The sequence below is a fragment of the Flaviaestuariibacter terrae genome, from assembly GCF_054777635.1.
In genome coordinates, this window is the sequence record NZ_BAAHAL010000008.1 from 1780907 (window position 1) to 1792880 (window position 11974).

The following is an 11974-nucleotide window of genomic DNA, read 5'->3' on the forward strand; positions in this document are numbered from 1 at the left end:
TAACGTATGCTCTTTATTTGCTTCCACCGAGCAGGTTGTCCACCATGCCCTGCATCATCGGGAATTTCTCCCCAACGAATTCGCGTACGGTTTCCATCACCTTTGCCACCTGCTCGTCGGTCAGGCCGGCTTTCGTTTTGAGGCGTTCTGTCAGCTCGCTTACCTGGCCTTGCATGCCTTCGGGGTTCATCATGTTTCCGAACATAAAAATCAGTTTGGGTTTTGAGGTTTGTAGTTTGGGGTTAGGGCAAAAGTAGCTTCCGGCGAATTATCAACTGGAAACTTCAAACACCAAACACCAAACTTTCTCAGGCAACTTTCAGCAAAGACATCTTGCTCTTGTCGAACTTCCGCTTCGCATAATCGAGGTCGAGCGTGAAGAACTTCTCCGAAGAGGAGGGCAGCTCGAACATCGCGTCGGTGAGAATGCTTTCGCAGATGGAGCGGAGGCCGCGGGCGCCGAGCTTGTATTCCATCGCTTTTTCCACCATGAAGTCGAGCACGTCGTCTTCGATCTGCAGCTTGATGCCTTCGAGTTCGAAGAGACGGATGTACTGCTTGATGAGGGCGTTCTTCGGCTCGCCCAGGATCGCGCGGAGCGTCACCGCGTCCAGCGGGTCGAGGTGCGTTACCACCGGCAGGCGGCCGAGCAGCTCGGGGATAAGGCCGAAGGCTTTCAGGTCCTGCGCATTGACATAGCGGAGCAGGTTCTTCTTCATGTCTTCCTGCAGGTCCTTGTCGACGTTGAAGCCGATGGTGTTGGTCTGCACGCGGCGGCCGATGATCTTGTCGATACCGTCGAAGGCACCGCCGCAGATGAAGAGAATATTCTGGGTGTTGATCTTAATGAGCTTTTGCTCGGGGTGCTTGCGGCCGCCCTGCGGGGGCACGAGCACGTCGGTGCCTTCGAGGAGCTTCAGCATTCCCTGCTGCACGCCCTCGCCCGACACATCGCGGGTGATGGAGGGGTTGTCGCCCTTGCGCGCGATCTTGTCGATCTCGTCGATGTACACGATACCGCGCTCGGCGGCGGCAACATCGTAGTTGCACACCTGCAGCAGGCGCGTGAGGATCGACTCCACGTCTTCGCCTACATAGCCGGCCTCGGTAAATACCGTTGCGTCCACAATGGCAAAGGGAACGTTGAGCAGCTTGGCGATGGTCTTGGCCAGCAGGGTCTTACCCGTACCGGTTTCACCCACCATCACGATGTTGCTTTTTTCGATCTCGATCTCGGAGCTGTTATCGGTCTTGTACTGTAAGCGCTTGTAGTGGTTGTACACGGCTACGGAGAGTACCTTCTTGGCCTCGTCCTGGCCGATGATGTATTCGTCGAGGAACTTTTTGATCTCAAGGGGCTTTTTCACCGTCAGCTTGAAGGCTGCGGAGCCGGCACCTTTGTCGTCGCGCACAAGGAGCTCCTGGTCGATGATCTCCCGGGCATGCTCCACGCAGTTCTCACAGATATGTCCTTCCTGGCCGGCGATGAGGATTTTCACCTCGTCGCGGCTTCGGCCGCAGAAAGAGCAATGCAATATGTTTTTCGCCATAGGATGTTTCTGATTAGTTAGAGTGCTTCCCCGGCTATTCGGCTGCACGGGGAGCGGGCAAAGTTAGAAAAAAGCCAGCCCGGGCGCGCTAAAGCCGCCGAATTAGCGGGATTTTAGGTCAAAGGGCACCGTTTCAGTCGTTTAACGCCGCCGCGCTGCTCTTTGTTACGCCCGGCGTAAAGGGAACCGCAGAACAAGGAACAAGAAACCGCAGAACAGGGAACAAGGAGCAAGGAATGCGGAAAGGAGGGGAGATGGTAAAATGAAAGAAGGGAAGCCCTATCCGAGGACCTCCCTTCCTTGTTCAATATTCCTTGTTCAATATTCCTTGTTCCTTGTTCTCCTGTTCTACAGCAGCTTGTCGATGATCTTATCGACGATGCCGTAGCTGACGCTTGCCTCTGCATCCATCCAGTAGTCGCGCTCGAAGTCCTTGCGGATACGCTCGATGGTCTGGCCGGTGTTTTCAGCAAGGATGCGGGCGCCCATTTCCTTGGTGCGGAGGATCTGTTCGGCGTGGATCTCCATATCGGCGCTGACGGCCTGGATATGGCCACCCAGCGAAGGCTGGTGGATCATCACTTCGCCATGCGGGAAGATGTAGCGCTTGCCCTTTGTGCCGCCGCTCAGGAGGATCGACCCCATCGAGGCTGCGAGGCCCATGCAGATGGTGCTCACGGGGCTTTTGATCATCTTCATCATATCGTAGATGACCATGCCGCTCGTAACGGAGCCGCCGGGGGAGGAGATATAGAATTTGATTTCCTCACCGGGGCGGTCGAAGTCGAGGAGGAGAAGCTTCGTTGTCACGTCTTTGGCGCTCTTGTCGTCCACCACGCCCCACAGGTAGATCGTGCGGGTTTCGTAGAAATGCTGCTCCATGCGGCGGTACAGCATCTTGGTATCGGTCTCGGCCCGCTCTTCCTTCTCGGCATCCTCGGGTGCTTCCGGCTCCTCGGGGTTGGGCTGCGGGCTCATGATGTGAAAGCGGCGGTTGTATAAGAGATCGTTCAGGCTCATTTTGGGAGTTTTGGGTAGTTATCGTCTGTAGGTTTGCTGAGCGGTCAGCGTGAGCAGTGAGCTGGGAAAAAGCTCACTGCGCAGCACTCACTTGCTCACTATTTCTCGGCTTTCTTGTCTTTCTTGGGATTGATCAGGAGCACTTCATCCACCAGGCCGTACTCTTTGGCTTCGGCGGCAGTCATCCAGAAATCGCGCTTCAGGTCTTCCTCCACGCGCTCCACGTCCTTGCCGGAATGGTAGCTGTAGATGTCGTACAGTTCGCGCTTCAGTTTTTTGATCTCACCCACCGTGATCTCGATGTCCGTTGCCTGGCCGCCGATGGCGCCGGAGGGCTGGTGCATCATCACGCGACTGTGCTTGAGGGCCGCGCGCTTGCCGGCGGTGCCTGCGCTGAGCAGGAGGGAACCCATGGAAGCGGCCATGCCGATACAGATCGTGGCAACATCGGGGCTTACGTACTGCATCGTATCATACACGCCGAGGCCGCCGTATACGGAGCCGCCGGGCGAGTTGATGTACATATTGATGTCGCGTGTGCGGTCGGTGGAATCCAGGAAGAGCAGCTGCGCGGTCACAATGTTGGCTACTTCATCGTTGATCGGGTAACCCAGGAAGATAATGCGGTCCATCATGAGGCGGCTGTATACGTCCATTACGGCTACATTCATCGGGCGTTCCTCGATCACATTGGCGGTCAGCGCGGTGAAGTTGTACTTGGCGTAGCTGTTCAGCGTGTTGCTGGAAAGACCCCGGTGCTTGACGGCATATTTCTCGAATTCAGAGGAAAAACTCATATCGTCTTGTTGTTAATTGTGGCAATTTAGTGGAATACCGGTTTGCAAATACCGTGCGCAGGCCAATTCCGGACATTCTGTCCGGAATCGCAGTTTCTCGTTTGGAGTTTGTGGTTTGAGGTTATGCAAGCGCCATGAAAAAAGGAGCCCATCGGGCTCCTCTGTATTTTCTTGCCGGCGTCAGCCAACTACAAACTACAAACTTCAAACTACAAACTGTCTTAGTGATGTTCGTGGTTGTGCGATTCGTTCATCTTCACGAAAGCTTCGCGCGAGATGGGCTCCGGCGTTGTGTTGGCCTGGCTTTCCATCCACTGGAAGATCTTTTCGGTCTGGATGCGGTTGTACGCGTCGTCGATGTATTTGCGGTCCTTCATCATGCGGTTCACGTAGTCGTTGACCCACTCGGACTCGGTATCGAGCACCTGGCCGCCCATGTATCCGAGCAGTTGCTGCTTGGCAAAGGAGCGGAGGTCTTCCTGCTCCACTTTGATGCCGGCATCGGTGGCGATCTTGTCGGTGATGAGGCTCCACTTCAGCTGGTTCTTAAACTGGGGAAACTCTGCCGCTGCTTCTTCCTCGGTTTTCATGCCGCTCTCGCCCTGCGTTTGCAGCCAGCGGAGAAGGAATGCCTCGGGGAAGTCGATGCGGGTGTTGTCGAGGTAAATATGGTACAGCGCGTGGTGCAGCTGGTTGCGGCTCTCGGTAGCCCACTGGCCTTCGAGCTCCGTGCGGAGGCGGCTACGCAGTTCTTCTTCCGAGGTCACCTTTTCGTTGGGGAACAGCTGGTCGAAAAATTCCTGGTCGAGGGCGCGCTTCTCGATAAGGCCCACCTTCGTGATGTCGAGGCGGAAGTGACGGTTCGTACCGCTCTCGAGGCCGAGGTCCTGCAGGATCCACTGGGCTTCCTGGCCGCCGAAGGCGTCGTCGAAGGCCACCTGGAGGCTGTCGCCTGCTTTCTTACCCATCAGCGAGGGGCGGAAGCTTTCCTTGAAGTAACGCACCAGCACCGAGTTGTCTTTCTTCACACCACCGGCGATCTCGTTTCCGGACGCATCGGTTTCGGTGAAATTGAGGTTCAGCACATTCTCCTCCGAGCTCACCTCGCCGGGCTCCGTCATGTTGCCGTAGCGGCTGCGCAGGCGGTCTACTTCCTCGTCGAGGAGGGCGTCGTCGACCGTTACCTGGTAGCGCTTCAGCGGGAAGGACGCCAGGTTGGGGAGCTCGAACTCGGGCTTCAGGCCCATTTCGAACGTGAATTCGTAGGTGCCCGGGTTGTTCATGTCGAGCTGCATGATGTCCACCTTCACCGGGATGGGGTTGGCGAAAATATTCGGCTGCTCTTTCTGTAGAAAGGCGTTCATTTCCTGGTCTACCTGCTTGAGCACTTCATCAACGAAGAGCGAAGCGCCGTGCATCTTCTTCACGAGACCGGCGGGGACCATTCCCTTGCGGAAGCCGGGGATATTGGCTTGCTTGCTGTATTGCTTCAGGGCCTTCTCGAACGAGGGCAGGTAATCTTCTTTCTGGAGGGTGACGTGTAACTGCTTGTGCAGGGGCGCCACTTCTTGCTGGGTAATCGTTGCCATAGATTAATTTGAATATCGAATAACGAATATCGAATAACGGATAGCGGGCAGTTGAGCCGGTAGGTTCCTTGCCCGATATCCGAGATTCTTTGTGCGGGTGGAGGGACTCGAACCCACATGCCTCGCGGCGTCAGATCCTAAGTCTGATACGTCTACCAATTTCGCCACACCCGCAAAGGGCGGCAAAGTTAGGGCTTTTCTATAATGGTGGAAAGCGGAAGGTTTAGCGAATTCTAATACGTTAACAAAATCGAAAATTCAGTAAATTTGGCAGCTTTCCGGCGCTTCCAAGGGCGCCAAAAAGGACCAAACACATTAATAACCTCCTGTTTATGAGACTTTTCCTGCTCTCGCTTTTTTGCCTGTGCACAGCGGTTTCCGTTCAAGCTCAGGGATTCACCTTTTCCTGCGCCCGCGACACTACCTTGAGGAGCTGCGACCCGATCTGCATCAACCTCCAGGCAAAAGTACCCGACCTCCGTGCCAGCACCGCCACCTACAATGTGGCCGCCCTTTCCAACACAACCGGCTGCTTCATCCCCTACGTGCAGCCCAACGACCCCGCCGGCCAGGCCACGAGCCTGACCATTGATGACAAGTACAGTACGGTCATCGATATCGGCTTTACATTCCCTTTTTACGGGACGAACTACACCCAGCTGATCGCCAGCACCAACGGCCTCGTGTCATTCGACATCAGCAAAGCGACGCAGTTCAGCCACTATGCGATCCTGCGAAACGGCAGCTCGCTGTCGGCAACCTCCGGAACGCCGCAGGACCTGCCCAGCAACCTCTTCGACAAGGCCCTCATCATGGGTCCCTACCACGACATCAACCCGGCCACGACCACCTCGCCCAACCGCCGCATCCAGTACCAGGTGTTCGGCGTGGCGCCCTACCGCCGCTGGATCCTGAGCTTTTATAAGGTGCCGCAGTTCAGCTGCAACACCCTGATCGAAAACACCCACCAGATCGTGCTGTACGAATCGACCGGCATCGTGGAAGTGTTTGTGTTCAGCCGCCAGCCTTGCACCGCCTGGAACCAGGGCCGTGCGATGATCGGCCTCCAGAACATGACCCGCGACCAGGCGATCATGGCCCCGGGCCGCAAAGCCTCTGACCCCGTTTGGGGCACGGTAGGCATGAACGAGTCCTGGCGCTTCGTGCCCGCTTCCGGCGGCTCGCTGCTGAAGCGCGTGGAGCTCTACGACATGTCCGGCTCGCTCGTTGGCCTCGGTGCCATCGGCACGGCTGCCAACGGCGCCGTCAGCGTGGAATTCCCCAACGTCTGTAACAACAACCTCGGCACAACGGCCTACCGCATGCAGGCCGTTTACCAGAAGATCGACGACGCCTCGGTAGAGATCTTCGGCAACGACACGATCCGCATCAACCGCCCCGGTCTGCCGTTCTCGATCAACGTTACCTCGCAGGCTGCCACCTGCACCACACCTTCTTCCATTACACTTACCCCGCAGGCCAACGCGGGCGTACCTCCGTTCACCTTCGCCATCGCACCCTTCGGCAACCCCGCGGGTGTGTACCAGTCCGGCAACGTGTTCCTCGGTGTTGCCCCGGGTCTCTACAACGGTTTTGTAAAAGACGCTACCGGCTGCGAGTCGTCCCAGGCGATCTTCGTAACGGCCGGTCCTGCTGCGATCATCGGCACCGCCACGGCTACGCCCTCGGGCTGCACGGTGGGCACCGGTACCGTAACGACGACCTGGCTGAGCGGCGGCTCCGGACCGTATACCTACGCGCTCGACAACGGAGCATTCCAGGCTACGGGCAACTTTACCGGCGTTACCTCCGGCACCCATACCGCTATTATCAAAGACGCGAACGGCTGCAGCACGCAGATCACCGTCAACGTAGGCGTCAACGCCAACCCCACGGCCACCGCTACCAGCACCGCTTCGGGTTGCACCGTCAACAACGGCAGCATCACGGTTACCGCGCTGACCGGCCTCGCTCCTTATACCTATGCGCTTGACGGCAGCACGACCTTCCAGGCTTCCAACCAGTTTACCGCAGTAGGCCTCGGCGCCCACACCGTAACGGTGAAGGATGCAGGTGGTTGCACGGTTACGCTCAACGTCAACGTGGCCCAGACGGCCAACCCCTCGGCTACCGCCACGGTAACGGCTACAGGTTGCGCAGGCCCCTCAGGTACGGCTACCATTACGGCCACTGGCGGTACGGCTCCTTATACGTATTGCCTCGGTGCTACGCCGGCTTCCTGCCAGGCCACCAGCACCCTCACCGGTCTCGCCGCCGGGCAGCAGTACCTCAGCGTGAAGGACGCCAACGGCTGCGTCGGTATCGTTGACGTAACCATTCCCACGAGCACTCCGCCGACGGCCACCGCCGCGACCACGGCTTCCGGCTGTGTTCCCAGCGGTACGATCACGGTGACCGCCACAGGTGGTACGGCGCCTTATACCTACCAGATGGACGCCGGTACGGTGCAAAACGGCAACGTATTCTCGGCTGTTGCAACGGGAAGCCATAGCATTATCGTAACCGATGCCCGCGGCTGTACGGCCACGATCACGGCCACGGTAAGCGGCACACCCGCACCCACCGCTACCGCCGCTTCGACGCCTTCGGGTTGCAACCCCGCAAGCGGTACCATCACGGTCAGCACGCAAACCGGTACAGCGCCCTTTACCTATGCGCTTGACGGCAGCACGACCTTCCAGGCTTCGAACGTCTTCAATGCTGTTGCCGCCGGTGCGCACAGCGTGCAGGTGAAAGACAACAACGGTTGTACGGTAACGGTCAACGTGACCGTCGCCAGCACGCCCGCTGTTGCGGCAACCGCAACGGCAACGAACGCCCTGTGTACCACCAACAACGGCACGCTCACGGTCAACGTCAGCGCCGGTACCGCGCCGTACCAATACACGCTGAGCGGAACGGCTACGGCACAGGCCGCCAATACCTTCACGAACCTCGCGCCCGGCTCCTACACGGTTGCCATCCGCGACGCTGCCGGCTGTACGTTTACGACGACGGCCAGCACGGTAGGCCAGACGAACGACATCACGATCACGCCGCTGACGACACAGCTTTCGGGTTGCGCCGGCACGCAGGCCTCGGTAAACTTTACGACCAACGCGACTTCGGTGAGCTGGACGCCCACAACGGGTGTCAGCAACCCGGCCGGCACGAGCGCTACGATCACGATCGGTAACGCCACCACGTATACCGTCACCGCCGGCACCGGCACCTGTACGGCCACCGCTACGGTGACTGTTGCGCCGACGGCACCCCCGACGGTTGATGCAGGTCCTTCCGAGCGTATCCAGCTCGGCGACTCCGTGCAGCTCCAGGCAAGCGTTTCGCCTGCCGGCACCTACTCGTATTCCTGGTCGCCGGGTGTAACGCTCCGCGACTCCACGGTGCTGCAGCCCTGGGCACGCCCGGCCGTAACGACGCTCTACACGCTCACGGTAAGGACGCCGCAAGGCTGCGTGGGACGCGATACAATGACCGTAGTGCTCGTTGGTGATTGCATCGACCCGCACAATGCCTTCACGCCGAACGGCGACGGTATCAACGACAACTGGCGTGTGACCGACGGCACCTGTGCCCTCAATATCCACGTTCAGGTGTTCAACCGCTACGGTGGCAAAGTGTACGAGAACCGCGACTACCGCAACGACTGGACCGGCTACTACGAAGGCAAGCTCATACCCGACGGTACGTATTACTACAATATCGTATACCGCATGGCCGATGGCCGCGTCATCACGCGCCGCGGCGACGTAACCATTGTTCGCTAATCAGAAACCAAAGAATCGACATGAAAAAGAACCTTTTGACCTGTGTGCTGTTGCTTTCGGTGCTCTTTGGTGCTGCCCAGCAACTTCCGGTATTCAGCCTGTACGACCTGCATCCCACGATGCACAACCCCGCAACCGCCGGCGCGCGCGGCCATGCCTCTATCGGCGGCGCCTTCCGTACCCAATGGGCGTCGGTATCGGGTGCCCCGCAAACGACCATCATTTTTGGTGATACCTACCTGCCTAAGGCCCACCTGGGTCTTGGCGGATACCTCTACAACGACGTGACGGGCCCTACCCGCCGCACCGGTCTGCAGATGGCATACTCGTACATCATCCGCATGAAGAACGAAGCTGCCTTCTCGCTCGGCCTTGAGGGCCGTGTGCAGCAGTATTCGCTCGACCACAGCAAGATCCAGTCGGCCCTGAGCTCCAACGACCCGGTGCTCGCCGGTAAGGAAAGCCAGTTTCGCGGCGATGCCGGATTTGGCGTGGCGTACACCCACCCGCGCTTCCAGCTCGGCGCCTCGGTAAGCCAGCTTATCCAGACCAAGCTTCGCTTCACGGATGCCAACGGCGCCCCGATCGAGGCCCGCAACTACCGCCACTTTTTCGCCCATGGCTACTACGACTGGCAGGTGGACGAGGTGTCGCACATCTATCCCAACTTCCTGCTCGTGTACCTCCCCAATGCTCCGGTTGAATTCCAGGGCGGCGTGCGCGTGGAGCACAACCACCTCTTCTGGTACGGGCTGTCGCTCCGTGTCAACCAGTCGTGGATGGGAAGTGTAGGTGTCCGTGTGAAGAAGAAGTTCAACATCGGCTACTCGATCGACCTGTACCGCAAGCCCGTCAGCGTTTTCGACGGTGGCAGCTCGGCGCACGAGATTATGCTGCGTTATGATTTCCTGAAAAACTAAATAGCCCTTCTATCGAAAGCCCTCCGCCGCGCGGGGGGCTTTTTCGTGCCTGCAAAAGGCCTAAATTTGGAAGGCATGGAAACTGTAGCGCAGGTACCGAAGTACAACCTAAATGAAGAACAGGAAAAACGCCTTATCCTCCGGGAATACAGGGCCCTTCTGCGTTCCCTGAAGGGCCGCATCAAGCCCGGCGACCGCAAGATGATCCGCCAGGCCTTTGAAATGGCGGCCGAGGCACACAAGACGATGCGCCGCAAGAGCGGTGAGCCTTACATCCTGCACCCACTTGCCGTAGCCCGTATCTGCGTTGAAGAGATCGGTCTCGGCGTTCGCTCCACCATCTGCTCGCTCCTCCACGATACCGTGGAAGACACCGATATCACCCTCGAAGACGTGCAGCGCGAGTTCGGCTCCGAGATCGCCCGCATCGTCGACGGTCTTACCAAGATCTCCACCGTTGTTGACGTCAACGCGTCGCAGCAGGCCGAGAACTTCCGGAAGATCCTGCTCACCCTCACCGACGACCCGCGGGTGATCATCATCAAGCTCGCCGACCGGCTGCACAACATGCGGACGCTCGATTCGATGAAGCCGGAAAAGCAGCTCAAGATCTCGTCGGAAACGGTATACGTGTACGCGCCGCTTGCCCACCGCATGGGGCTTTACAACATCAAGACCGAGATGGAAGACCTGGCGATGAAATACCTCGAGCCGGAAACCTACCGCGGCCTTGCCCGGAAGCTTGCCGAGACGAAGCGCGAGCGTACCCGCTACATCAACGAATTCATCAAGCCGCTGCAGGATAAGCTCGCGGCCTCGGGGTTCAACTTCGAGATCTACGGCCGCCCGAAGTCGATCCATTCGATCTGGAACAAGATGAAGAAAAAGGGCGTGGCCTTCGAGGAAGTGTATGACCTCTTTGCCATCCGCGTAATCCTCGACTCGGCGCCCGAGAAGGAAAAGGAAGAGTGCTGGAAGGTATACTCGATGATCACCGATGAGTACACGCCTTCGCCCGAGCGTCTGCGCGACTGGCTCTCCAACCCCAAAAGCAATGGCTACGAGGCGCTCCACACCACCGTGATGGGCCCGCAGGGCAAGTGGGTGGAAGTGCAGATCCGGACGAAGCGGATGAATGAGATCGCGGAGAAAGGCCTTGCCGCCCACTACAAGTACAAGGAAGGGCAGGCCGACGAAAGCCGCTTCGACAAGTGGTTCAACCAGATCCGCGAGGTGCTCAACTCCAACGACACCGATTCGGTTGACTTCCTCCACGATTTCAAGACCTCGTTCCTCGCCGAGGAGATCTATATCTATACCCCGAAAGGGGAGGTGAAGATGTTGCCTACCGGCGCTACCGCTCTCGATTTTGCCTTTGCCGTGCACTCCATGGTCGGGGCGCGGACGATCGGCGCCAAGGTGAACCACAAGCTCGTGCCCATCTCCCACAAGCTCCGCTCGGGCGACCAGGTGGAGATCATCACGTCCAACAAGCAAAAGCCCAACGAAGGTTGGCTCGACTTCGTGGTGACGGCCAAGGCGCGCACCAAGATCAAGGACGCGCTGAAGGAAGAAAAACGCACCATTGCGGAGGAGGGGAAGTACATCCTTCAGCGGAAGCTGGACGGGATGGGTGCGGCGATGAGCCAGCACAATACCGACGAGATCGCCAACTTCTACAAGCTGTCGTCTTCCCTCGAGCTTTTCTACCAGATCGCTGTCAAGAGCATCGACCTGAAGGAGCTCAAGGAGTTCAAGCAAACCGGCGACCGGCTTGATGCGCCGAAGCCCGTAAAACAGGAGCCGAAGCACGAGCCGCACCACTACACGCCGAAGAAGGATACGGAGCTGATCATTTTCGGGGAAAGCTCCGACAAGATCGTTTACAACCTCGCCAACTGCTGCAAACCGATCCCCGGCGACGACGTTTTCGGATTCGTGACCACCGGCAAGGGCCTCACCATCCACCGCACCAATTGCCCCAACGCCGCCAAGCTCATGGCCAACTACGGCCACCGGATCGTAAAGACCAAATGGGCGAAAAACAAGGAGATTTCCTTCCTCACCGGCTTGCGGATTATCGGGCTGGACGACGTGGGCGTCGTGAGCAAGATCACCAACCTGATTTCGGGAGAGCTGCGGATCAATATCGCCGCCATCACCATCGAGGCGAAAGAGGGCATTTTCGAGGGCTCGATCAAGCTCTTCGTTCACGACCGGGATGAGCTGGACAAGCTCGTGGACAAACTGAAGAGCTTGCAGGGGATCCAATCTGTGGACCGCTTTGATACCGAGGTAGTTTAGCGTTTA

Annotated in this window: 8 protein-coding genes and 1 tRNA gene; 3 read left to right on the top strand and 6 right to left on the bottom strand. The window is 58.2% G+C overall.

Annotation, left to right across the window (positions count from 1 at the left end):
* Nucleotides 1-13: 13 nt before the first annotated feature.
* The 6 genes from ACYU7Z_RS15760 to ACYU7Z_RS15785 form a co-directional block, all read right to left on the bottom strand.
* Nucleotides 14-205 (bottom strand): hypothetical protein, encoded by a 192-nt coding sequence (locus tag ACYU7Z_RS15760; RefSeq protein ID WP_460572191.1) that lies wholly within the window; start codon nt 203-205, stop codon nt 14-16.
* A gap of 103 nt (nt 206-308) precedes the next feature.
* A complete protein-coding gene (gene clpX, locus ACYU7Z_RS15765) occupies nt 309-1550 on the bottom strand; it encodes an ATP-dependent Clp protease ATP-binding subunit ClpX (RefSeq protein WP_460572193.1) in 1242 nt (413 codons plus the stop codon).
* A gap of 348 nt (nt 1551-1898) precedes the next feature.
* Nucleotides 1899-2570 (bottom strand): ClpP family protease, encoded by a 672-nt coding sequence (locus ACYU7Z_RS15770; protein WP_460572195.1) that lies wholly within the window; start codon nt 2568-2570, stop codon nt 1899-1901.
* A gap of 98 nt (nt 2571-2668) precedes the next feature.
* Nucleotides 2669-3367 (bottom strand): ClpP family protease, encoded by a 699-nt coding sequence (locus ACYU7Z_RS15775; protein WP_460572197.1) that lies wholly within the window; start codon nt 3365-3367, stop codon nt 2669-2671.
* Between the two features lie 221 nt (nt 3368-3588).
* Nucleotides 3589-4956 (bottom strand): trigger factor, encoded by a 1368-nt coding sequence (tig, locus tag ACYU7Z_RS15780; RefSeq protein ID WP_460572199.1) that lies wholly within the window; start codon nt 4954-4956, stop codon nt 3589-3591.
* 92 nt (nt 4957-5048) lie between these two features.
* A tRNA-Leu gene (locus ACYU7Z_RS15785) sits at nt 5049-5130 on the bottom strand.
* Nucleotides 5131-5288: 158 nt separating this feature from the next.
* Between ACYU7Z_RS15785 and ACYU7Z_RS15790 the strand changes: the two genes are divergently transcribed.
* From ACYU7Z_RS15790 to ACYU7Z_RS15800, 3 genes are all read left to right on the top strand, one after another.
* On the top strand, nt 5289-8744 hold the full coding sequence (locus ACYU7Z_RS15790; RefSeq protein WP_460572201.1) for a gliding motility-associated C-terminal domain-containing protein: 3456 nt from the start codon (nt 5289-5291) through the stop codon (nt 8742-8744).
* Between the two features lie 20 nt (nt 8745-8764).
* Entirely contained in the window at nt 8765-9664 is a 900-nt protein-coding gene (locus tag ACYU7Z_RS15795) for a PorP/SprF family type IX secretion system membrane protein (RefSeq protein ID WP_460572203.1), read from the top strand.
* Nucleotides 9665-9739: 75 nt separating this feature from the next.
* A complete protein-coding gene (locus ACYU7Z_RS15800; RefSeq protein WP_460572205.1) occupies nt 9740-11968 on the top strand; it encodes a RelA/SpoT family protein in 2229 nt (742 codons plus the stop codon).
* Nucleotides 11969-11974 lie beyond the last annotated feature (6 nt).

Bases quoted from the DNA above. Each gene is read 5' to 3' on its own strand.
- ACYU7Z_RS15760 (WP_460572191.1), bottom strand. From the start codon at position 205: ATGTTCGGAAACATGATGAACCCCGAAGGCATGCAAGGCCAGGTAAGC.
- clpX (WP_460572193.1), bottom strand. From the start codon at position 1,550: ATGGCGAAAAACATATTGCATTGCTCTTTCTGCGGCCGAAGCCGCGAC.
- ACYU7Z_RS15770 (WP_460572195.1), bottom strand. From the start codon at position 2,570: ATGAGCCTGAACGATCTCTTATACAACCGCCGCTTTCACATCATGAGC.
- ACYU7Z_RS15775 (WP_460572197.1), bottom strand. From the start codon at position 3,367: ATGAGTTTTTCCTCTGAATTCGAGAAATATGCCGTCAAGCACCGGGGT.
- tig (WP_460572199.1), bottom strand. From the start codon at position 4,956: ATGGCAACGATTACCCAGCAAGAAGTGGCGCCCCTGCACAAGCAGTTA.
- ACYU7Z_RS15790 (WP_460572201.1), top strand. From the start codon at position 5,289: ATGAGACTTTTCCTGCTCTCGCTTTTTTGCCTGTGCACAGCGGTTTCC.
- ACYU7Z_RS15795 (WP_460572203.1), top strand. From the start codon at position 8,765: ATGAAAAAGAACCTTTTGACCTGTGTGCTGTTGCTTTCGGTGCTCTTT.
- ACYU7Z_RS15800 (WP_460572205.1), top strand. From the start codon at position 9,740: ATGGAAACTGTAGCGCAGGTACCGAAGTACAACCTAAATGAAGAACAG.